This is a genomic window from Streptomyces sp. NPDC059909 (assembly GCF_042730885.1).
Lineage (GTDB): Bacteria > Actinomycetota > Actinomycetes > Streptomycetales > Streptomycetaceae > Streptomyces.
In genome coordinates, this window is sequence record NZ_JBHWKX010000036.1 from 60,394 (window position 1) to 80,360 (window position 19,967).

The 19,967-nt window shown below is 71.2% G+C and carries 23 protein-coding genes; 9 read left to right on the forward strand and 14 right to left on the reverse strand.

All coding sequences use genetic code 11. From position 1 onward, the window contains the following. Nucleotides 1–49: 49 nt before the first annotated feature. Nucleotides 50–1,507: an aldehyde dehydrogenase family protein gene (locus ACFV9O_RS23975; protein WP_385421030.1), complete on the reverse strand. Its 1,458-nt coding sequence runs from the start codon at nucleotides 1,505–1,507 to the stop codon at nucleotides 50–52. 63 nt (nucleotides 1,508–1,570) lie between these two features. Continuing rightward, on the reverse strand, nucleotides 1,571–2,452 hold the full coding sequence (locus ACFV9O_RS23980) for a helix-turn-helix domain-containing protein (protein ID WP_385421032.1): 882 nt from the start codon (nucleotides 2,450–2,452) through the stop codon (nucleotides 1,571–1,573). A 295-nt stretch (nucleotides 2,453–2,747) separates the two neighbouring features. Here ACFV9O_RS23980 and ACFV9O_RS23985 point away from each other — a divergent pair, with 295 nt between their 5' ends. Beyond that, nucleotides 2,748–3,239: an ATP-binding protein gene (locus ACFV9O_RS23985; protein WP_385421033.1), complete on the forward strand. Its 492-nt coding sequence runs from the start codon at nucleotides 2,748–2,750 to the stop codon at nucleotides 3,237–3,239. A gap of 84 nt (nucleotides 3,240–3,323) precedes the next feature. On the opposite strand, the gene ACFV9O_RS23990 is transcribed toward ACFV9O_RS23985, so the two are convergent. The 8 genes from ACFV9O_RS23990 to rpmG all read right to left on the reverse strand — a co-directional run bounded on the left by ACFV9O_RS23990 (nucleotide 3,324) and on the right by rpmG (nucleotide 6,793). After that, entirely contained in the window at nucleotides 3,324–3,563 is a 240-nt protein-coding gene (locus ACFV9O_RS23990) for a DUF397 domain-containing protein (protein WP_385421035.1), read from the reverse strand. Nucleotides 3,564–3,683: 120 nt separating this feature from the next. Then, entirely contained in the window at nucleotides 3,684–4,139 is a 456-nt protein-coding gene (locus ACFV9O_RS23995; RefSeq protein WP_385421036.1) for an SRPBCC domain-containing protein, read from the reverse strand. Further along, nucleotides 4,136–4,477 carry an ArsR/SmtB family transcription factor gene (locus ACFV9O_RS24000; protein WP_385421038.1) on the reverse strand — a complete coding sequence of 114 codons (342 nt, stop codon included), beginning with the start codon at nucleotides 4,475–4,477 and terminating at the stop codon, nucleotides 4,136–4,138. The genes ACFV9O_RS23995 and ACFV9O_RS24000 overlap by 4 nt, the downstream gene beginning before the upstream one ends. 6 nt (nucleotides 4,478–4,483) lie before the next feature. Then, nucleotides 4,484–4,858, reverse strand: coding sequence for a VOC family protein (locus ACFV9O_RS24005; protein WP_385421040.1), 375 nt, complete (start codon nucleotides 4,856–4,858; stop codon nucleotides 4,484–4,486). Nucleotides 4,859–4,966: 108 nt separating this feature from the next. Continuing rightward, nucleotides 4,967–5,209: a 30S ribosomal protein S18 gene (gene rpsR, locus ACFV9O_RS24010; RefSeq protein ID WP_385421042.1), complete on the reverse strand. Its 243-nt coding sequence runs from the start codon at nucleotides 5,207–5,209 to the stop codon at nucleotides 4,967–4,969. A gap of 1 nt (nucleotide 5,210) precedes the next feature. After that, entirely contained in the window at nucleotides 5,211–6,365 is a 1,155-nt protein-coding gene (locus ACFV9O_RS24015; RefSeq protein WP_385421044.1) for a CobW family GTP-binding protein, read from the reverse strand. After that, the gene (locus tag ACFV9O_RS24020) at nucleotides 6,365–6,619 is read right to left on the reverse strand and encodes a type B 50S ribosomal protein L31 (protein ID WP_385421046.1); all 255 of its coding nucleotides are present in this window, start codon (nucleotides 6,617–6,619) and stop codon (nucleotides 6,365–6,367) included. Before ACFV9O_RS24020 ends, ACFV9O_RS24015 begins: the two co-directional genes overlap by 1 nt. A gap of 9 nt (nucleotides 6,620–6,628) precedes the next feature. Next, nucleotides 6,629–6,793: a 50S ribosomal protein L33 gene (gene rpmG / locus ACFV9O_RS24025; protein WP_385421048.1), complete on the reverse strand. Its 165-nt coding sequence runs from the start codon at nucleotides 6,791–6,793 to the stop codon at nucleotides 6,629–6,631. 53 nt (nucleotides 6,794–6,846) lie between these two features. Here rpmG and rpmB point away from each other — a divergent pair, with 53 nt between their 5' ends. The 3 genes from rpmB to ACFV9O_RS24040 are packed head-to-tail and all read left to right on the forward strand — an operon-like array spanning nucleotide 6,847 to nucleotide 7,952. Then, nucleotides 6,847–7,083: a 50S ribosomal protein L28 gene (rpmB, locus tag ACFV9O_RS24030; RefSeq protein ID WP_385421067.1), complete on the forward strand. Its 237-nt coding sequence runs from the start codon at nucleotides 6,847–6,849 to the stop codon at nucleotides 7,081–7,083. Then, nucleotides 7,083–7,388: a 30S ribosomal protein S14 gene (gene rpsN, locus ACFV9O_RS24035; RefSeq protein ID WP_385421049.1), complete on the forward strand. Its 306-nt coding sequence runs from the start codon at nucleotides 7,083–7,085 to the stop codon at nucleotides 7,386–7,388. The genes rpmB and rpsN overlap by 1 nt, the downstream gene beginning before the upstream one ends. A 48-nt stretch (nucleotides 7,389–7,436) precedes the next feature. Then, on the forward strand, nucleotides 7,437–7,952 hold the full coding sequence (locus ACFV9O_RS24040; RefSeq protein ID WP_385421051.1) for a hypothetical protein: 516 nt from the start codon (nucleotides 7,437–7,439) through the stop codon (nucleotides 7,950–7,952). Between the two features lie 222 nt (nucleotides 7,953–8,174). On the opposite strand, the gene ACFV9O_RS24045 is transcribed toward ACFV9O_RS24040, so the two are convergent. After that, the gene (locus ACFV9O_RS24045; protein ID WP_385421069.1) at nucleotides 8,175–9,329 is read right to left on the reverse strand and encodes a DUF2786 domain-containing protein; all 1,155 of its coding nucleotides are present in this window, start codon (nucleotides 9,327–9,329) and stop codon (nucleotides 8,175–8,177) included. Nucleotides 9,330–9,466: 137 nt separating this feature from the next. Here ACFV9O_RS24045 and ACFV9O_RS24050 point away from each other — a divergent pair, with 137 nt between their 5' ends. Together ACFV9O_RS24050 and ACFV9O_RS24055 are read left to right on the forward strand one after the other, a co-directional pair. Beyond that, nucleotides 9,467–10,270 carry an ABC transporter ATP-binding protein gene (locus tag ACFV9O_RS24050; protein ID WP_385421052.1) on the forward strand — a complete coding sequence of 268 codons (804 nt, stop codon included), beginning with the start codon at nucleotides 9,467–9,469 and terminating at the stop codon, nucleotides 10,268–10,270. After that, entirely contained in the window at nucleotides 10,264–12,453 is a 2,190-nt protein-coding gene (locus tag ACFV9O_RS24055) for an FtsX-like permease family protein (RefSeq protein WP_385421054.1), read from the forward strand. The genes ACFV9O_RS24050 and ACFV9O_RS24055 overlap by 7 nt, the downstream gene beginning before the upstream one ends. On the opposite strand, the gene ACFV9O_RS24060 is transcribed toward ACFV9O_RS24055, so the two are convergent. Continuing rightward, the gene (locus ACFV9O_RS24060; protein WP_385421055.1) at nucleotides 12,372–12,653 is read right to left on the reverse strand and encodes a hypothetical protein; all 282 of its coding nucleotides are present in this window, start codon (nucleotides 12,651–12,653) and stop codon (nucleotides 12,372–12,374) included. The two genes, ACFV9O_RS24055 and ACFV9O_RS24060, sit on opposite strands and share 82 nt — an antisense overlap. Nucleotides 12,654–13,008: 355 nt before the next feature. On the opposite strand from ACFV9O_RS24060, the gene ACFV9O_RS24065 reads away from it, so the two are divergent. Further along, nucleotides 13,009–14,706 carry a bifunctional 3'-5' exonuclease/DNA polymerase gene (locus ACFV9O_RS24065; RefSeq protein ID WP_385421056.1) on the forward strand — a complete coding sequence of 566 codons (1,698 nt, stop codon included), beginning with the start codon at nucleotides 13,009–13,011 and terminating at the stop codon, nucleotides 14,704–14,706. 33 nt (nucleotides 14,707–14,739) lie between these two features. On the opposite strand, the gene ACFV9O_RS24070 is transcribed toward ACFV9O_RS24065, so the two are convergent. Continuing rightward, nucleotides 14,740–16,011 carry a hypothetical protein gene (locus tag ACFV9O_RS24070; protein WP_385421057.1) on the reverse strand — a complete coding sequence of 424 codons (1,272 nt, stop codon included), beginning with the start codon at nucleotides 16,009–16,011 and terminating at the stop codon, nucleotides 14,740–14,742. A gap of 86 nt (nucleotides 16,012–16,097) precedes the next feature. Beyond that, nucleotides 16,098–16,628, reverse strand: coding sequence for a SigE family RNA polymerase sigma factor (locus tag ACFV9O_RS24075; protein ID WP_385421059.1), 531 nt, complete (start codon nucleotides 16,626–16,628; stop codon nucleotides 16,098–16,100). 210 nt (nucleotides 16,629–16,838) lie between these two features. Here ACFV9O_RS24075 and ACFV9O_RS24080 point away from each other — a divergent pair, with 210 nt between their 5' ends. Next, nucleotides 16,839–17,444, forward strand: coding sequence for a LysE family translocator (locus tag ACFV9O_RS24080; RefSeq protein ID WP_385421071.1), 606 nt, complete (start codon nucleotides 16,839–16,841; stop codon nucleotides 17,442–17,444). Nucleotides 17,445–18,001: 557 nt separating this feature from the next. Further along, a complete protein-coding gene (locus ACFV9O_RS24085; protein WP_385421061.1) occupies nucleotides 18,002–19,678 on the forward strand; it encodes an HNH endonuclease in 1,677 nt (558 codons plus the stop codon). Nucleotides 19,679–19,967: the final 289 nt, after the last annotated feature.

The following is a 19,967-nucleotide window of genomic DNA, read 5'->3' on the forward strand; positions in this document are numbered from 1 at the left end:
GGACCCTTGCGGTCAGCTTCTGTCCTCAAGTGAGGACCGCCCGGGAAGGCTAGAACGGAAACCTCGTCCGTCCGTGCTGCACCGATATCCACTTCTGCGTGGTGAAGGCCTCCACCGTCGCATCGCCGTTGAGCCGGCCCAGCCCGGACAGCTTCTCGCCGCCGAAGGCGACCAGCGGTTCGTCCTGGATCGTCGAGTCGTTGACGTGGAACATCCCGGTCTCGATGCGCTGCGCGAACCGCACGCCCCGCTCCACATCGCTCGTGTGCACCGCGCCGCTCAGGCCGTACGGGCTGTCGTTGGCGATCCGCACGGCCTCCTCCTCACCGTCGAACGACACGAGCAGCGCCACCGGGCCGAAGATCTCCTGACGCAGCAGCGGCGAGTCCTCCGACAGCCCGGCGAGCACCGTCGGCTCGACGAGATTGCCGCGCGTCCGTCCGCGGACGAGCGCCTCGGCCCCGTCCGCCACCGCCTGGTCCACCAGGCCGGACAGCGCCTCGGCCTGGAAGTTGTTGATGACGGGGCCGATCTGGGTCTCCGGGTCCCGCGGGTCGCCGGTGCGCAGCGCCGCCACCTTCGCCGTGAACTTCTCGGTGAACTCGGCCTCCACGGACCGGTCCACGAGGATCCGGTTGGCGGCCATACAGACCTGGCCCTGGTACACGAAGCGGCTGAAGACCGCGGCGTCCACCGCGTAGTCGAGATCGGCGTCGTCCAGGACGACCAGCGCACTGTTGCCGCTCAGCTCCAGGATCGACCGCTTGAAGTTGCTGCCCGCGACCGCTCCGACATGGCGGCCGACACGGTCCGAGCCGGCGAACGAGATCACCTTCGGGACGGGGTGCTCGATGAGCGCGTCGCCGATCTCGGCGATGTCCGTGATCAGGACGTTGAGCAGACCAGGCGGCAGGCCCGCGTCCTCGAAGATCTTGGCGATCAGCCCGCCGCCGACCACCGGGGTGTTCTGGTTGGGCTTGATGACGACCGCGTTGCCGAGCGCCAGCGCGGGCGCGACCGACTTCATGGTCACCAGGAAGGGGAAGTTGTACGGGGTGATCACGCCTATGACGCCGACGGGCAGCCGGTAGACGCGGTTCTCCTTGCCGTCCACGGGCGAGGGCAGGATCCGGCCCTCGGGGCGCACCGCCAGCTGTATCGCCTCGCGCAGGAACTCCTTCGCGAGATGGATCTCGTACCCGGCCTTCAGCCGGGTCCCGCCGAGCTCCTCGATGATCGCCTCGGCGATGTCGTCCTCGCGCTCCTCGACGATGCGCAGGGCGCGCTCGAGGACGAGTCTGCGACTGTACGGATTGGTCCGGGCCCAGGGGCGCTGCGCCCGCTCCGCCGCCCGGTACGCCTGGTCGACCTCGGCGACCGTGGCGACCGTGATGGCCGCCAGTTTCTCGCCGTTGTACGGATTGAAGTCGATGATGTCCCACGAGCCGCTGCCGGTCCGCCACTCGCCGTCGATGTACTGGTGGGCCAGGTCGGTGAAGAAGGACATACGATCCCTTACTGCAGGCGCAAACGGTGCAGGGTCCTGATGCCACGTCATCGTACTGTCGTCCTACGTGAGTTGGAGTAGACCGCGGAGCAGGTCCCGGCTCTCCCCGGGACCCGGCGAGTCGCTCTGCAGCCGGTCCATCACCCGTTCGTACAGGGCGACTTCTTCCCGCTTGTCGAGGTACAGCGCGCTGGTCAGTTGCTCCAGATACACGATGTCGGACAGGTCCGACTCGGGGAAGCTCAGCATCGTGAACGCCCCGGACTCGCCCGCATGGCCGCCGAAGCTGAACGGCATCACCTGCAGCGTGATGTTCGGCTGCTCGGAGATCTCGATCAGATGCCTCAGCTGACCCTGCATCACCGACCGGTCGCCGTACGGCCGGCGCAGCGCCGCCTCGTCCAGGACGGCGTGGAAGCGCGGCGCGCGCTCGGACACGAGCACCTTCTGACGCTCCAGGCGCAGCGCGACCCGTCGGTCGATCTCGGCGCGCGGCGCGCCGGGCATGCCCCGGGAGACGACCGCGTGCGCGTACCCCTCGGTCTGCAGCAGGCCGTGGACGAACTGGACTTCGTAGATCCGGATGAGCGAGGCGGCACCCTCCAGGCCGATGTATGTCTGGAACCACCCGGGCAGCACATCGCCGTAGCTGTGCCACCAGCCTGCCACGTTGGCCTCCCGGGCCAGGCCGAGCAGGGCGTCGCGCTCCGCCTCGTCGGTGACGCCGTAGAGCGTGAGGAGGTCCTCGACGTCCCTGGCCTTGAAGCTCACCCTTCCCAACTCCATACGGCTGATCTTGGATTCGGATGCACGGATCGAGTAGCCGGCCGCCTCGCGCGTGATGCCGCGGGACTCCCGGAGCCGCCTCAGCTGTGAGCCCAGCAGGATGCGCCGCACCACACTTCCGCTCGACTCCACTGCGGTCACGTCTCCAACCCTCCCCATCGCCATGTGTGTCCCGGAGCACCCCGAACCCTGAGTCCCGGATTCTGCCACCAAAACGCTTCACCCCGTACTCAATCGATTACGGAAACAGGAAGCCCTTGGGAAGGGCGTGAAAGAAGCTCAGGGAAGAAAAGAGCGTGAACCGGCACGGGGCCGGACAGGACGGGCGCGTGCACGTGCATCTGCCCTTGCATCTGCCTACCTCATTCGGAACCATGGACCCCGCGCACCTGCGTACTCGTTCGTGCTCGTTCGTGTTGTAGCGTCACAGCCGCGATTCCCGGGAGTGCCTCGCATGGGGACGAATGGATCGACCATGCTCGAGCCGTTACGGCAGGGACTTCCGCCCATCGATCCCGCGGCCGTCTCCAGCTCCGCCTCCTGCGCCCTGCCCGCCCGCTACGAAGCCGTACGCGGCGCCCGGAAGTTCACGAGCAGAACGCTGACCCAGTGGGAACTGGCCGACCGCTTCGACGATGTCGCACTCGTCGTCTCCGAACTCGTCACCAACGCGCTGCGGCACGCCCTGCCCGCGGACACCCCGCGCGAGCGCGAGCAGGAGCCGCCCGTGCGGCTGCATCTGATGCGCTGGACGGGACGACTGGTGTGCGCGGTGCGCGATCCCAGTCAGGACAGCCCGGTGGCGGGCGAGGCGGAGGACTCCGCCGAATGCGGCCGGGGACTGTTTCTCGTCGACTCCTTCAGCGACAGTTGGGGCTGGCACCCGCTGGCGGGGCCGCTGACGGGGAAGGTCGTGTGGGCGCTGTTCCGGCTGCCGGTGGAGTAATGCGCACGACCGATGGAGTGAGACGCACGACCGAGCACGGCTGACCCCCGTCCCGGGGCTACGGACACCTCGGGGCTTCGGGAGTCAGCCGGCTATCAGGTGGTCGAACTCCCCGTCCTTGACGCCGAGCAGCAGCGCCTCGATCTCGGCCGGCGTATACACCAGCGCGGGCCCGTCCGGATATCGCGAATTGCGCACCGCAACGTTCCCGCCGGGCAATTTCGCAAACTCCACGCATGAGCCCTGGGAGTTGCTGTGCCTGCTCTTCTGCCAGACGACCCCGTGAAGCTCTGTCGCCGCCATGCCGTTGTACACGTCGTGCACAGGACGCTCCCCGAGTTACAAGGTGCAAGTGTCAACTGTCTCGGATCATAGCTGTGTTCATATGCGGATGCATGAGCAGATGCACGTGCACGCGGGGTGGTCCTTCGGTTACAGCCTCGGTCACAACCGATCCAGCGCGGCCTCCAGCGCCCGCATGACGTGCGAGCGCCAGCCGCCGCCCATGATCTTGTGGGCCATCCGCTGGGCGGGGTCGTCCGGATCGAAACCCTCGTGCACGAGAAAGAGACGCGTTCCACGCCCTTCCGGCTCCAGGGTCCACGTAATTGTCCAGTCCACGCTGGAGCCGGGGTCGGCATCGGCCCAGTGGACGCGGAGCATCCGCTCCCGCTCGAAGGCCTGGACCTCGGCCCCGACGGCCCCCGAGAAGCCGGTGCCCGGACGGGGCACGGAGGTCATCGTGTAGCGGTGGCCCACTTCCAGCCGGAAGTCCCCGGGCATCAGCCACTGGGCGATGAGCTCGGGCTCGGTCAGCGCGCGCCAGACCTTGGCGGGCGGATGGGCGAGGAACTGGTCGACCCGGATGGTGGTGAGGTCGTCGTCACTTGCGAAGCTCATGACTCATCGTCAGGCATACGGTCCAGCAGCTCGCCGAGGCCCGTGAGCCGGTCGCGCCAGAACCGCTCGTACGGATGGAGCCAGTCCTGTACGTCGGCGAGCGGAGCCGCTTCGAGGCGGTAGATGCGCTGCCTGCCGGATCGCGCCTCGGACACGAGACCGGCCTCCCGCAGCACCTTGAGGTGCTCCGAGAGGCTCGGCCTGCGCATGTCGAAGTGGTCGGCGATGGCCTGGACGGGCTGGGGGCCGTCCTCGCGCAGCAGCCGGAGCACTTCGCGGCGGGTGGTGTTCGCGAGCGCGGCGAAGAGCCGGTCCTCGCGTTCACCGGTGGTGACCATGGGGGCTTACATGCCTTCCTTCTCCGTCAGCAGCATCAGGCCGTTGCCGTCGGGGTCGGTGAAGCCGGCCATCCGCCCCCAGGGGAGGTCGTCGGGCCCGTCCACCGCGACTCCGGCCGCAGCGAGCTTCGCACAGTCGGCGTCGACATCGGTCGTGACCAGCATGATCCCCCGGGCGGATCCGGGCGTGAAGCCGCCCATCCCGGGCCCGGAGAGCGTGAAGACGGTCTGCGCACCCTTCGGCGCGACCTGGAGCCAGCGCCCGGGCGGCATCTGGAGGTCGGCGGTGACCTCGAAGCCGAGCACGTCGCGATAGAAGGCGAGGGCGCGGTCCTGGTCGGAGACGGGAAGCGTGACGAACGAGGCGTGGGAGATGTTCATGCCCCCCACCATAGGTAGGGATTTCCCTACGCGTCAAGCGTAGGAAAATCCCTACCTGTTTTGGGCTGTCCTCCGGGGCGACCGCCGGACCGCCCCGGGAGCTGAACGTCAGCGCGCCGACGACGAGTACGGCAGCAGCGCCATCTCCCGCGCGTTCTTGATCGCACGGGCCAGCAGACGCTGCTGCTGCGCCGACACCCGGGTGACGCGGCGGCTGCGGATCTTGCCCCGGTCGGAGATGAACTTCCGCAGCAGGTCGGTGTCCTTGTAGTCGATGTAGGTGATCTTCGCCTGGTCCAGGGGATTCGGGCGGGACTTGACCGGCTTGCGGTCGGAGCGGCGCGGGGCCACGTCATACCTCCAGGAGGGAATCGAAGGCGGGAGGCAGGCGCTTCCACGCCTCCGGTCCCGCCGCGTACTCGGCGTCGGTCAGCAGGCAGGACTCCAGGAGCTCCGCCAGCCCGTCGCGGTCCAGGCCGGGCGACGTGAAGACCAGGTGCTGGCAGCAGTCGCCGTGCTCGGGGTGCCAGTCCAGCGCGGCCGCGGCGCGGCGTACCGGCGGGACCATCTCCCAGGCGGCGTCCGGGAGCGAGGCCAGCCAGGGGCCCGCGCTCTCGACGCAGAGCGCACCGCCCGCCGCGTCCCAGGCCAGCAGCGTGTCCGGCCGGTCGGCCAGCCAGAAGCGGCCACGGCTCCGGGCGGCCGCACAGGTCAGATCCTCGAGGGCCGCGTAGAGCCGCTCGGGATGGAAGGGCCTGCGACGGTGCCACACATACGTGGCGACCCCGCACTCGTCCGCCTCCTGCGGCAGCAGTGCGCACGCCGGGTGCTGCGCGGCCGCCGCGGCCTCGACGTCGAAGCCGGCGAGCACGGCCTCGGTCAGCCCGCCCCCGCTGTCCACGGGGACCTGACGGGCGGTCGGGTGCAGCTGCGCCAGCAGCGCCCGGTCCTCGTCGGAAGCCTCCTGGGACCCTTCGCCGTCGACCAGCGCAAGGACGGGCGCGTACTCCAGTTGCCGGGCCCAGGTGTCGGCGACCGTGCGCCGATCGGACGCGGCGGCGGCGAGCCCCGCGTCCATCAGGTCGTCGCCGTTGGCGAGATACGGCAGCAGCAGCGCCGGGTCCACCGCGGTGACCACGCCGGTGAGGCGCAGCCGCTCGCCGCCGTGCGAGGCGACGACCTCGGCCATCGCCCTGGGCTCGACCGAGTCCCACAGCTCGACCACCGCGAGCCGCGTGAGCCCGCCGTGGGCGAGCCGCTCCAGCTCGGGCACGAGGTCCTCGCGCAGCGCGCAGCAGGCGCAGTCGTTGACGAGCGGCGCCTCGCCCGTGGACAGGACACCGGTGGCATCACGGACGGTACGGACGACCGTGCCCTGGGCGGCGGTCGAGAGGTCGTGGTGGAGCGCGACACTGCCCGGCACGGTGGCCAGCAGCTTCTCCACCGTGGCCCTGCGGGCGTCGGAGTGCAGCCCGCCCACGAGGGCGACCGGGAGCATTCCTCCCATCAGCGGGCCTCGCGCTGTCCGTACCGCCGCTCGAAGCGCTCCACGCGCCCTGCCGTGTCGAGCACGCGCGCCGTTCCCGTGTAGGAGGGGTGACTCACGGAGGAGATCTCGACGTCGACGACGGGGTAGGTGTTGCCGTCCTCCCACTCGATCGTCTTGTCGCTGGTCATGGTGGAGCGGGTGAGGAAGGCGTGGTTCGCGGCCCTGTCGCGGAAGACGACGGGTCCGTACGGGGGATGGATTCCGGGCTTCATGGCGTGGGCTCAGCGCTCCTCTCGGAAGTCGACGTGCCGGTCGGCGACCGGGTCGTACTTGCGCAGGGTCATGCGATCGGGGTCGTTACGGCGGTTCTTGCGGGTCACGTACGTGTAGCCGGTCCCCGCCGTGGAGCGGAGCTTGATGATCGGGCGTAGTTCGTTGCGGGCCATGCGGCTAGGATAAATGGAAATGGTTTCCATTTCCAAGAGAAGGGATTGTGACGTTGTCCGCACACTGCCAGCTGACCGGGGCGAGGCCCGGCTTCGGCAACACCATCAGCCACTCGCACCGGCGCACCTCGCGCCGCTTCGACCCCAACATCCAGAAGAAGCGCTACTGGCTGCCGAGCGAGGGCCGGTACGTACGGCTCACGCTCAGCGCGAAGGGCATCAAGACGGTGGACGGCATCGGGATCGAGGCAGCGGTGGCCCGGATCCGTGCCCGAGGGGTGAAGGTCTGATGGCGAAGAAGAGCAAGATCGCGCGCAATGAGCGGCGCAAGGAGGTCGTCGCGCGGTACGCGGCGCGGCGCGCGGAGCTGAAGGAGATCATCCGCAGGCCCGGCACCCCCGAGACGGAACGGGCGGCGGCCCAGGCCGAGTTGCGACGTCAGCCGCGTGACGCCGGCGCGACGCGGGTCCGCAACCGGGACGGCGTGGACGGCAGGCCCCGTGGATTCGTGGGCAAGTTCGGGCTTTCGCGGGTGCGGCTGCGGGAGCAGGCACACGCGGGATTCCTCCCCGGAATGACCAAGTCCTCCTGGTAGGAGGCTGGTAGCTTGGCGCGGTCTTGCAAGCGACCAGGGGACAAGACCGTGCACAAGCTCGTACGTATGGGAGTTGCCGCGGCGGGTCTCGCCACGGCCCTCGCGCTGACCGGCTGCGGCAGCAGCGACGAACCGGACAAGGGCCGCAGCGACGCGACGGCGACGCCGAGCGGGACGGCCGACGGGGGCTCGGGCGACGGCTCCGGCCCCGGTTCCGGGGACGACGCCAGGCCCCGGGACCTGGAAGGCACCTGGGCCGGACTGGGCGACAGCAAGGTCATCGCCCTCTCGGTCAGGGACGGCCACGCCACGCTCGTCGCCGGTCAGCACGTCTGCAGCGGCGAGGTGCAGGCGGACGGGAAAGTGACGCTGGCCCTGAAGTGCATCGACGGCGACACCGAGCGGACCTCCGGGACGGTCGACTCGAACGACGGCACGACCCTGGTCGTGTCCTGGTCCACCGGCGCGAAGGACACCCTGACGAAGACGGAACCGGGCGGCGCCCCGTCGGTCTTCCCGTCCGGGCTTCCGACCGGGCTGCCGACGGCTGTGCCGCAGTCCTGAGCCCGAGCGTCGGGTCCGGCGGCGGACCGGTGGTCGGGCTCGGGCTGGGCTCGGGCTCGGGCTCGGGCTCGTACAGGGGTCGGACCGACGGCGACCGGTGGTCGGGCCCGGGGGCGACCACCGGTCCGTCTCGGCGACGAACCGACGGTCGGGTCCGGCGGCGGACCGGCACTCGGGCCTGGGCCCGAAACCGCGTTCGGGTCCGGCGGCGAAACGGCCCTCCTACCCGGGTAGTTCGTCGCGGCGGTCGCGCGGCGGCATGTGAGCCGTGTCGGCTGCCGTCCTGCCGTGCTGCCAGCCCGCCGCGTCGGTGGCGCCGCGGACCCGGGTCTTCACCGTCTGCGGGAAGAGGCGGTCCGCGTGGGCCGTGACCGCTACGTCCCGGGCTGCGAGCACCGGGAGGAGTTCGCCGCGTACGCCGGGCTCGCCGGTGCCCGCGTCGTGCGCCGCGTGGGAAGCCGCCCGGGCGAGGCGGGTGCCGATGCGGTCGGCGTAGGCCAGGAAGAAGGACTGGCGGAAGGTCTTGGTGCGTTTGCGGCCGCCCGCGCGCTGCTCCGCTTCGGCGCGGGTCATCGCCGTGGTGCCCTGGACCAGCAGGGACGTGTAGAGCAGCTCGACCGCGTCGAGGTCGGGCTCGAAGCCGACCACCGTGGACAAGCCGAGCGCACTGTTCCAGACCGCGCGGCAGCGGTTCGCCGAGGCGACCGCGTCGAGGAGGATCGCCTTGGCCGTCTCGTACGGCGCGTCCACCCCGATGCGGCAGGCTCCGGGCACGTCCGCCCGGTGGCCGCGCGCCGCAAGCAGCGCCTCGTCGATGCTGTACCGCGCCATCAGCTCCTGCGCCTTCGCGGTGAGCGCCTCCGCCTCCTCCGGGAAGCCGGTGGCCTCCGCCTTGGCGAGGAGCCCGCGGATCCGGGTGAGCATGCGCGGCTCGTCGCCCCGAACCGGCTGGGCCAGATGGACGGGCGAGCCGGGCACCGGGCCCACCGGCTCGATCGCGGGCAGCCGTACGAGCAGCCGGTACAGCTCCAGCACCACCGTCGCGTAGGAGAAGCGGTCCGCGGGCCGGCTCTCGTGTCCGCCGGGCAACTCGGCCAGCTGCGTCGCCCACCGCGGCGGCAGGTCCTTCCCGTACCGCCGTGTCTCGCTCACGATCAGCTCGGCGGCCAGCCGTACGTGCACCTCGTCGAGGTCGCGCCGGACGATCCGTACGACATCGGCGGGCTGCCAGCCCCGCTCCCAGGCCCGGCGCACGAACTCCTCGCCGCGCCGCGCCAGTTCCGCGTCGGCGGCCGGGTCCGCCGCCAGCAGGGACGCGCCGGTGTCGAGCGCGTCGTCGTCATCGGCGTACAGCGCACCGCCGAGCGCCCGCTCCACCACGTTCACGCCGATGGAGCCTACAGCGACCGTGCCCGGCAGCGCCGAGCGCGAGGCGCGGGGTAGGGCCAGGCATACCCCCAGGACGCCCGCCAGTGGTCGTGATCGCACGGCTTCGCGACGGAAGCCTGGATGCCATGACAACGACCGCCACCACCGCCGTACGGCTCACCGCGCTGCGCCGCGTGCATCGTGACGTCGTCGCCCTCGACGGCGTCGACCTCGACATCCCCTCCGGCACCTTCACCGCCGTGATGGGCCCCTCCGGCTCCGGCAAGTCGACGCTGCTGCAGTGCGCGGCGGGCCTCGACCGGCCGACCTCCGGGACCGTCCAGGTGGGCGGGACCACGCTCACCGGGCTGAGCGAGCGGCGGCTGACGCTGCTGCGGCGGGACCGGATCGGGTTCGTCTTCCAGGCGTTCAACCTCATCCCGTCGCTCACCGCCGCGCAGAACGTCGCCCTGCCGCTGCGTCTCGCCGGCCGCCGCCCGTCCCGTACCCAGGTGCGTGAGGCGCTCGCGGCCGTCGGGCTCGCCGACCGTGCGCGGCACCGGCCTTCCGAACTGTCCGGCGGCCAGCAGCAGCGCGTCGCGCTCGCGCGGGCACTGATCACCCGGCCCGAGGTGCTGTTCGGGGACGAGCCGACCGGCGCGCTCGACACCACGACCGGGCGGGCGGTTCTGGTGATGCTGCGGGAGCTGGTGGACCGGGAGGGGCAGACGCTGGTCATGGTCACCCACGACCCGGTGGCGGCTTCGTACGCGGACCGCGTCGTGTTCCTCGTCGACGGGCGCGTGGTGGGCGAGCTGGCGTCGCCCTCGGCGGCGCAGGTCGCGGCGGCGATGACGCACCTGGAGGACGGCAGCGCTTTCGCGGCCGGGGGTTCCGCAACCGGGGGTTTCGTGGCCGGGGGTTTCGTGGCCGGGGGTGCGGTGTGCTGACCGTCGCCCTCGCCGCCCTGCGCACCGGCTGGACCACGCTGCTCGGGAGCTTCGTCGCGCTCGCGCTGGGAGTCGGACTGCTCGCCGCCATGGGGCTCGGGCTCGCGTCGACGCTCGACGCACCGGTCCGGCCGCCGGAGCGGTTCGCGGAGACGCCCGTCGTGGTCATGGGCCGGGACACGCTGACCGTGGAGGTGGAGCGGGGGCCGGCCACCGCCGAGGTGTCGAAGAAGCTCGCTCATCCACAGCCTGTGGATATCGAACTGCTGCGCGACCTGCGGGCGCTCGGCCCCCTCACCACGGACGACAACCCGAACGCCGTCGGACTGACCGCCGACCCCGACGCCGTACGACGCGTCGTGGGCGACCGTGCCCAGGTGCTCACGGGTGACGACCGCCGCCGTGCCGATCCCGATCCCGAGCGGGACGCGGAGGCGCTGATGAGCGTGAACTCCCTGCTCGGGACCGCGGGCGGCGTCACCGCCTTCGTGTCCGTCTTCGTCGTCGCGTCGACCTTCGCCTTCGCGGTCGCGCTGCGCCGGCGCGAGTTCGGGCTGCTGCGCACGGCGGGCGCGACGCCCGGCCAGTTGCGCAGGCTGCTGCTCACCGAGGCCGCGGTCGTCGGGGTGTTCGCCTCCGGGGCGGGGTGCGCGCTGGGCGCGTGGGGGGCGCCGCGGCTCGCCCGGCTGCTGGTCGACGGCGGGATCGCGCCGGAGTGGTTCGCGATCGGCGACCACGCCTGGCCGTATCACGCCGCGTTCTGGACGGGCCTGACGGTGGCGCTCGCCGGGGTGCTGGCGGCCTCGCGCCGGGCGGGCAGAACCGGCCCCGCGGAGGCACTGCGCGAGGCCGACGCCGACAGCGGCGCCATGCCGCTCGGGCGCCTGCTGCTGGGCGGCGCACTGCTGCTGACCGGCGCCGGGCTGCTCTGCTGGACGCTCGCCACCGACCCGGCCGACCTGCTCAAGCGCAAGACGTACACGACCCAGCCGATGGTCCTCGTCTCGGCCGCCGCCGCCCTGTCCCCGCTGCTCGTACGGCCGTTGGCCCGGCTCCTGCGACTGCCCGGGGCAACCGGGCTGCTGGTCGGCGCCAACGCGGCCGCCGCCCTGCGCCGTACCGCCGCCGTCGCCGCACCCGTGCTGGTGACGGTCGCACTCGCGGGCTCGCTCATGGGGTCGGCGGCGACCGTGACGGCCGCCAGGGGCGAGGAGGCGCGCGAGCAGACGTCCGCCGATCTCGTGGTCACCGGTGAGCGGCTGAGGCATCCGGGGCGGATTCCGGGGGCGGTCGTCTCGGGCTCGGCGACGACCGCCGTCTTCGTACGGGAGGACCGCACCGCGCTCATCAGGTCCGAGGCCCGCGCGGTCACCGACCCGGCGGCCCTGGCGTCCGTCGCGCGGCTGCCTGTCGTCGCGGGGGACCTGCGGGACCTGGACGACCGGTCCATCGTCGTCAACGAGGAGTGGGCCGAGCACCGGGTCGGCGAGACCGTCGACGTGTGGCTCGGGGACGGGCGGCCGGCCTCGCTGCGGATCGCGGCGGTTCTGGCGGCCGGGACCGGCAACAACGGCGCGTACGTCACCGCCGCGAACGCGCCGGCCGCGCGCCTCGACCGCATCGACGTGCGGCTGGCAGCCGATGCGGACCGGGCCGCCGCCGCCACGGCGCTGCGCGCCACCGGCGGAGAGGTGCGCACGGCGGACGCGTGGGCCGCGGCCACCCATCCCCGTACGAGCCCCAGGACCCGCCTCGGGCTGGTCGTGGTGCTGGGCATCGCCCTCGTGTACACGGCGATCGCGCTCGCCAACACGCTCCTGATGGCCAACTCGGTACGGTCCGCCGAACTCCGCTCCCTCACCCTCTCCGGTGCCACGCGCGGGCAGGTCGTCCGGGTCGTCGCGGGAGAGTCCCTGCTGGCCGTGACGATCGGCGTACTGCTGGGCGCCGCCGTGACGGCGGTGAACCTGACGGGCCTGGCAGCGGCACTGACCGCGCTGTCGGCACCGGTCGCGGTGGACGTCCCATGGGCGGCGCTCGGGGCATCGGCCGGTGCGTGCGCACTGATCGCGGTGGTGGCGGGGGCCGCTCCGGTGCTTGGTCAGGCGGACCGGCAGCGGCGCCGGTGGTTCGCGACGGTCACCGCCACGAGCAGCGGAGCCCAGGCGAGCAGGGGCGCGTAACAGACCGCCACGAGAGCCTCCTGCCACGCACTGCCGATCGGCCCCCCGAGCCCGGCCAGTTGGCAGTAGAGACTCCACGCGCACAGCGCGAACAGCCAAACCGCCCCCAGCAGCGCCGGTACGACGGCGGCGAGCGGGCGGACCGGGCGGCCGCCCAGCAGCGGCACCCAGCCAGCCGGGAACCCGCTCGCCACAGCCACGGACCAGCCCCAGTGTCAGCAGCGCCAGGCACTCGGACACGATGCTGAGCGTCACGACGTAGGCCGGCTCCCACAGGGGTGCGCGCCGCGCTTGGCGTTCGACGCGTGGGGCCCGGTGCCGGAGCCCCGGTGCCCAGGGGTCCAGGACGGGAACCCCCGTCTCCCTGAGGGTCCGGGGGCAGAGCCACCGAAACGCGGCCTGGGGCGGCGCCCAGTTCGGGAAGGGGCGGGCCGAGCGGCGACGCCGCAGGCCCACCCGGCCCGCCCCGCCCACGCCCCCGGCGTCGCCGACGCGCGCAACGGGCAATGCGAGCGCGACGCGGCGTTGTCGGCGGCGAGTGCCAGACTCGTACCCATGACCGAGCGGTGGGCCCTCGCCCCGGCCGAGGATGACGGGGCGCTGCTCGTCCCCCTCGGCCCGGACGGGCTGCCCGCGGGCGAGGTCCGCAGGGAGCCGGATCTCGTCGAGGCGGTGCGGGCGCGGCCGGACGTGGGGCGGGACGGCCGGTGGGTGTGGCGCTCCACCGCAGAGGTCTATCCGCGTCTGCTCGCCGCCGGGCTCCGGGTCGAGCGGTGCTACGACATCGAGGACGCCGAGCTGCTGCTCCTCGGGCACGAGGGGCGGCTCGGCGAGCCACGGTCCGCGGCGGCCGCCTGGGCGCGGCTGCGGCGCGCCCCCGTACCGCCCGATCCGCCCCAGCGCGCCGCCGAACCGGGCTCGCAGTCCTCGCTCTTCGAGCCGCAGCCGGTGACCATCCCCTTCGAGGGCCTCCTGGAGGTCTACGCCGAGCAGCAGCGAAGACATGAGGCCGCCGAGCATCCCGGCCGGATGCGGCTGCTGACCGCCGCCGAGTCGGCGGGCATGCTGGTGGCCGCGGAGATGAACCGGGCGGGGCTGCCCTGGCGGGCGGACGTGCACCGGGAGGTGCTGCACGAGCTGCTGGGCGAGCGGTATGCGGGCGGGGGCGAGCCGCGCCGCCTGGCCGAGCTGGCGGACGAGGTGTCGGCGGCGTTCGGGCGCCGGGTGCGGCCCGACCTGCCCGCGGACGTGGTGAAGGCGTTCGCGCAGGCCGGGTTCAGGGTGAGGTCGACCCGTCGCTGGGAGCTGGAGGAGATCGACCACCCGGCGGTGGAGCCGCTGATCCGTTACAAGAAGTTGTACCGGATCTGGACGGCCCACGGCTGGGGCTGGCTCCAGGACTGGGTCCGCGACGGCCGCTTCCGGCCCGAGTACCTGCCCGGCGGCACGGTCTCCGGACGGTGGACCACCAACGGAGGCGGCGCGCTCCAGATCCCCAAGGTGATCCGGCAGGCGGTCGTCGCCGACGACGGCTGGCGGCTCGTCGTCGCGGACGCCGACCAGATGGAGCCGCGCGTCCTCGCCGCGATCTCCCGCGATCCGGGCCTGATGGAGGTCGCGGGCCACCCGGACGATCTGTACACCCGGCTGTCCGACCGGGCGTTCTCGGGCGACCGCGCCCACGCCAAGCTCGCGCTGCTCGGCGCGATCTACGGCCAGACCAGCGGCGACGGCCTGAAGAACCTCGCGGCGCTGCGCCGCCGCTTCCCACTCGCCGTTGCGTACGTGGACGACGCGGCCCGCGCGGGCGAGGAGGGCCGCCTCGTCCGCACCTGGCTGGGCCGCACGAGTCCCCCGGCGGCCGGCGCGGGCGAGGACGACGAAGCGGGCATCCCCCAGGAGGGCGGTGCGGACGAGGATTCCGTACAGGGCGAGTTCGTCCCCGGGTACGCGTCGACGAACGCCCGGGCCCGCGGCCGTTTCACCCGTAATTTCGTGGTGCAGGGCAGCGCCGCGGACTGGGCGCTGCTCATGCTCGCGGCGCTGCGCAGGGAGACGGCCGGGATGCGGGCGGAGCTGGTCTTCTTCCAGCACGACGAGGTGATCGTGCACTGTCCCGCGGAGGAGGCGGCGGCGGTCGCCGAAGCGATCCGCGCGGCCGGTGATCTGGCCGGGCGGATTGCGTTCGGGGAGACGCCGGTGCGTTTTCCGTTCACGACGGCGGTGGTGGAGCGGTACTCCGACGCCAAGTGACGACGGCCGGCGCGTACACCTCCTCAGGGTGCGCTACTTGAGCGTGCGCCACTTCTCGCTCGTGGCGATGGACTTCAGCTGCTCCATGGTCGGCGCGGGCTCGTCGCGGGTGGCGGCCAGATGCTGGGCTGGGGCGTTGAAGGCCGAGATCACGACCCGCCGTCCGTCGGGCCGGATGGTGTCGACGGACCACCAGACGACCCCCTTGCCGCCCTTCTCACCGGGCTGCTGGATGGCCCTGACCTTCGTACCGTCGGGAAGCGTGGTGTACGTGCCTGCCGGGAACAGCTCTGCCTCGACGTCCTTCATGTTCGGCTGCACATTGATCCCCACCAGGCTCTCGCCCCTGCCGTCGTCCACGACGACATACGCGTGCTCGTCCCCCTCGGCGCCCTTGTCGGTGACCCTCAGCCCCTTGGGCAGGAGCGAGACCAGCGTGGCGTGAACGGCCTTGCCGTCGATCGTCGAGGGCTCGGGCCCCGCCGGCGTCGGGGCCCCGGCCTTGGCCCCGGCCTTGGCCCCGTCCGCCTTGGTCTTGTCCGGGGCGGGCACCCCGGCCACCACGGGCTTCCACTGCTCGGCCGTCACCAGCGTCTTCAACTGGGCGGGGGTGAGCGGCGGATCGGTGCGTGAGATCCCGGCGCCCTTCGGGGCGGGGGCGTTGTACTCGCTCGCGTCGACGAGGATGCCGTCCTTGGTGAGCAGGGTGGCCCGCCAGCTCTTGGTCTCCTCCCGCTTGTCCGGGTACTCGTACCCCTGGAGGATCACCAGCCGGGAGCCGTCGGCCAGCGTCTCGGCAGTGCACCCGTCGTTCGGCACGAGGTTCTTGTCCGGGCACTCGCTGAAGCCCTGGTCGCCGGGGGACGTCCGGAAGAAGCTGATCCCGATCGCGGCCTTCCCCTTGCCGTCGTCGAAGACCCCGGACACCATCGGCATCTTGTCCTCGGTGCCGCGTGCCGTCTCGACGGTCAGGGTGCCCTTGGGGAGCAGCCCCGTCAGAGTCTTGATCATGTCCTTGGCGGTGACCTTGGCCTTGTCCTTGCCCTCGCCGACCGGCTTGGGCGCCGCCGCCACCGAGTCCTGCTGCCCACCGGACTCGTTCCCGAGCAGCCCTCCGCCGTACGCACCGCCGACGCCGACCACCGCCAGCGCCAGCACACTGCCGGTCACCGCTACGGTGCGCCTGCGCGCCACCCTGCGGCGGCCGCGCTGTACGCCGCCGGCCAGCAGGCCCTGCTGATCGTCGGCCCTGAAGCCGGCGCCGGTGCGACGCAGCGCGTCGCCGAGTTCGTCCTCGAAAGGCATGCCATTCACCCATTCCTGGTCATGGAAGTCGTCGAAAGGGTTCGTACGGGTCCGCGTACGAGCAGGGGGAGACGTAGGGGTACGGGTCAGCGGGCGGAGAACTCGGCGATGCTGCCGCCGAGTTGCTCACGCAGCTTCGCCAGCGCCCGCACGGACCGGGTGCGTACGGCCGCCGAGCTCACCTGCAACGCGTCGGCGGTCTCCTCGATGCTGCGGTCCTCCCAGTACCGCAGCACCACGACCGCCCGGTCCTTGGGCGCCAGCCGGGACAGCGCGCCGAGCAGCGCCACCCGCAGCGCCGGGTCGTCGTCGCCCGCGGCGGCGGCCGTGTCGGGCAGCTCCCCGAGGGGCCGCTCCGTCGCGGAGCGCCGCCGCCGCTGGGTCAGGAAGGTGCGTACGAGCACGGTCTGGGCGTACGCCGCGGGGTTGTCGATCCGGGACATCCGGCCCCACAGGGCGTACATCCGGCCGAGCGTGTCCTGCACCAGATCCTCGGCAAGGTGGGTGTCTCCGCTGGTGAGCAGGCACGCGGAGCGGTACAGGTGCCCCGTGCGCCCGGCCGCGAATTCCAGGAACGCGTCCGCCCTGGAACTTCTCGTCCCCACCCTCGTCCCCATCCGCACTCCCTGCCCCTGCCCCGTCCCTGCCCCTGCCGGTTGTCGCCGCCGGCCTACACCCCACTGACGCGCCGGGCAGGGACGAATGTTTCAGACGGATCCACCGGGGCCCGACCGGGAGGAGGCGGAAGGGCTTTATGGACCTGTTGGCCCGGCCCGGTTTGGACCTGGTGGGCGGACCATTGCCGGACGCAGGGTCAGGACATGGATCTGAGCCTCGAGTTCCTGCTGACCTCGCTCGTCGTCGTGGCCACCCCCGGCACGGGCGCCCTCTACACGATCGCCGCCGGCCTCTCGCGCGGCGCCCGCGCCGGCTATGTGGCCGCGATCGGGTGCACCCTCGGCATCGTTCCGCACATGGTCGCCGCGATCACCGGCCTCGCGGCGCTGCTCCACACCAGCGCGACGGCTTTCCAGATCCTCAAGTACCTGGGCGTGGCCTATCTCCTCTACATGGCGTGGAGCACCCTGCGCGACAAGGGCGCGCTCGCCGCCCCCGAGGACGCCGCTCCACGCTCGGCGGCCAGGGTGATCCTCTCCGCCGTTCTGATCAACATCCTCAACCCGAAGCTGACCCTCTTCTTCTTCGCGTTCCTCCCCCAGTTCGTCGCCCCGGGCGAACCGGAGGCGCTCCCCCGCATGATCGAGCTGAGCGCGGTCTTCATGCTGCTCACGCTCGTCGTCTTCGCCGCGTACGGGAAGTTCGCCGCCGCCGTCAGGCACCGGGTGATCTCGCACCCGCCGGTACTGACCTGGATGCGGCGGGTGTTCGCGGCGGCGTTCGCGGCACTCGGCGCCAAGCTCGCGTTCGTCTGAGCGCCGAGGGCGGCCGACCGCTTCCGGACCCGGAACCAGAGCCGGAGCCCGCCCCGCCCTGGGCCGGTACGGCATGCCCGCCGGGGCCGGAGACGGCCGCGCCCCGGCACTCCACGCCCTTCAGGTCCCGCATCCGGTCCCGCTCACGAAAGTACCGCCAGTAAACAAAGGGGGGACAGGGCCCCTCGGTCACCCCCCGCACAGCGGAAGCCGCGGACGGCGTGACACGCCCCTCACGCCCGAAGAACGAAGAAGCCCGGCTCAGACGAGGTCTGAACCGGGCTTCGGCGGAGCCGCCTTCGGGATTCGAACCCGAGACCTACGCATTACGAGTTGTCCGATCCAGTTCCAAGACCGTCCGGGCCGGTCCGTCAACAGCCCGTCTTCGCTGGAGATCTGCGTCTGCAGACTCATCAACACAGCCTCGGACGCCCATGGATTCAGTGGCGAGTGAGACCAGAATTGAGACCTGCGCAACGGGCGGGATGAGCCGTGGCCAGTGCCCTGGACGAGGCATCCAGGGCTCGCTGTCAGTGGCCTGCTCTACGGTGTCGGCCATGGCACCGTCTGAGATCACTCGTGCAGGCATCCTGCTGGCGATTGCAGAGCATGACCGGCTCGGCCCGGAGGCGTTCCGGGACACCTACGGCTACCACGCCGCGGTTAGCTATCTCCTTGAGCACGGGGGGAAGTTGTACGACTCGAAAGCGATAGCTGGCGTCGCCCACAAGTACGACTTCGGCGTAGCGCTCAAGCCCTCTTCCCCCGGGTTCAGTGGTGGTCTCAAGCACGCAGTGGCTTGGTTGAGGAGGGAGGGCTTCTCCGTCGTGGAGCCCCCCAAGACCTTTCACCGGCGAGTGGGAGATGTCCGGCCGGCCCGTCGTGCGACGGGCCCTGCCCTGCACCGCCCCGTTCTTCTCCTCTGGGCAATCGGGCAGGCCGTGGCCGGAGCCCCCCGCCTGCAGCCCTGGTCAGCCACCCGTGATGCAGTTGCTCCGCTCATGGTGAAGTACGGCCAGGTCGAAGACGGTGCGGACGGAACCCGTTACCCGTTCTGGGCCCTCACCCGCGATGAGCTCTGGACCGTTGAGCAGGGGCAGGAACTCACCCTGACCAGTCAAGGGCGGCGCCCCACTCTGGAATCTCTGAACGAGGTCAACCCCTCTGGCGGCCTGCGCGAGGATGATTACAACCTGCTCCGCTCGCACCCTGATGCCGCAGCCTCCGCGGCGGCAGGACTGATCCTCCGCTACTTCCATCCCCTTCCCACAGGCTTGTTGGAAGACTTCGGCCTCCACGAGCTGCTCGCCGGCAGGTGGTCAGACGCTCTGCGGCCTCTGCTCGGGGAAACGTTCAAAGACCGCGAGGCCATCTGGCGCACCTATGGCGGACAGAAGATGGCAGGGATCGGCTGTCTCGCCGACGGCATCCTGAGCGTCTTCTCGGACGACAAGGGACCCTACGCCGACGGACGCATTCCGGATACAACCTGGATCGCCTACGTCGACGACGGTCTCTCGGGTGACCAGAAGCTCACTGATGGCAACGAGCTCATGGCCGAGCATCAGACCGCTGGCCGCCCACTGCGCTACTGGCACAAGCCGTTCCAGGGACAGTGGACCTTCGAAACCTGGGCTGTGATCGTGCAACGTCGTCTGCGTTGGGGCACCGGAGCTGACAAGCAGCCTCGCCGCGAGTTCCTCTGGGTTCTGGCGACCGTCCCCTCCCCGGAGCGTGGAACCTGGCCTCTTGAGGTTCTTGAGGCACTGGAGATTGATACGGGCGAGCTGCACGACGAAACGGGCGACTACCGCCCCAGCGACGTCGATCCCGAAGCGCCCGGTACCGGAGAGAGCGACGAGGACGCGTACAGGCGCTTGGCGCAGACGGCAGAAGCGAACGCCGAGCGTCGGGGCCAGATGAAGAAGCCCACGCTGGCCGACAAGTACGTCCGCGACCCCAGCGCGAGAGCGGCAGTCATTAAGCGCTGTCAGAACAGGTGCGAAAGCCCTGAGTGCGCTGGCCACCCCACCGAGCGAACCACAGCAGGCCTGCCCATCCTGCAGGTCGACCACATCAAGGACCTGGCCAAAGGCGGACCTGACGTCCCCTGGAACATGATCGCTCTATGCCCGAATTGCCATGCCCTCAAGACCTACGGCGAGAACAGGGAGAAGCTTCGACGCCTCCTCGCCGTTACTGCGCGCCGTCTCCATGAGGCGAAGCTCAAGTGACACACCTGTTTCGGTGCCTGCCCCTGGAGTCCAGGGGCAGGCACCGAAACACGACGGGAACTGCTTTCAAGAGCGCCGCCCCTCACGCCCTAGCGACCCCTGACCTGCACGGAAGCGCGGCCTGCTGGATCAACAGCTGTCGCTGGCCCACACATGGCCCATGACCGCCCTGGCCCCGATCTACCATCGGCACTCATGTCGGCAACGGCTGAATTTGGGACCAGTTCGAACGGTTCAATCGTGAGCCATTGTGCGGCCTCGGTGGTTCGTCAGTCGTTGTCGGTGGCGG

Bases quoted from the DNA above. Each gene is read 5' to 3' on its own strand.
- ACFV9O_RS23975 (WP_385421030.1), bottom strand. From the start codon at position 1,507: ATGTCCTTCTTCACCGACCTGGCCCACCAGTACATCGACGGCGAGTGG.
- ACFV9O_RS23980 (WP_385421032.1), bottom strand. From the start codon at position 2,452: ATGGGGAGGGTTGGAGACGTGACCGCAGTGGAGTCGAGCGGAAGTGTG.
- ACFV9O_RS23985 (WP_385421033.1), top strand. From the start codon at position 2,748: ATGGGGACGAATGGATCGACCATGCTCGAGCCGTTACGGCAGGGACTT.
- ACFV9O_RS23995 (WP_385421036.1), bottom strand. From the start codon at position 4,139: ATGAGCTTCGCAAGTGACGACGACCTCACCACCATCCGGGTCGACCAG.
- ACFV9O_RS24000 (WP_385421038.1), bottom strand. From the start codon at position 4,477: ATGGTCACCACCGGTGAACGCGAGGACCGGCTCTTCGCCGCGCTCGCG.
- ACFV9O_RS24005 (WP_385421040.1), bottom strand. From the start codon at position 4,858: ATGAACATCTCCCACGCCTCGTTCGTCACGCTTCCCGTCTCCGACCAG.
- ACFV9O_RS24015 (WP_385421044.1), bottom strand. From the start codon at position 6,365: ATGGGAGGAATGCTCCCGGTCGCCCTCGTGGGCGGGCTGCACTCCGAC.
- ACFV9O_RS24020 (WP_385421046.1), bottom strand. From the start codon at position 6,619: ATGAAGCCCGGAATCCATCCCCCGTACGGACCCGTCGTCTTCCGCGAC.
- rpmG (WP_385421048.1), bottom strand. From the start codon at position 6,793: ATGGCCCGCAACGAACTACGCCCGATCATCAAGCTCCGCTCCACGGCG.
- rpsN (WP_385421049.1), top strand. From the start codon at position 7,083: ATGGCGAAGAAGAGCAAGATCGCGCGCAATGAGCGGCGCAAGGAGGTC.
- ACFV9O_RS24050 (WP_385421052.1), top strand. From the start codon at position 9,467: ATGACAACGACCGCCACCACCGCCGTACGGCTCACCGCGCTGCGCCGC.
- ACFV9O_RS24065 (WP_385421056.1), top strand. From the start codon at position 13,009: ATGACCGAGCGGTGGGCCCTCGCCCCGGCCGAGGATGACGGGGCGCTG.
- ACFV9O_RS24070 (WP_385421057.1), bottom strand. From the start codon at position 16,011: ATGCCTTTCGAGGACGAACTCGGCGACGCGCTGCGTCGCACCGGCGCC.
- ACFV9O_RS24075 (WP_385421059.1), bottom strand. From the start codon at position 16,628: ATGGGGACGAGGGTGGGGACGAGAAGTTCCAGGGCGGACGCGTTCCTG.
- ACFV9O_RS24085 (WP_385421061.1), top strand. From the start codon at position 18,002: ATGGCACCGTCTGAGATCACTCGTGCAGGCATCCTGCTGGCGATTGCA.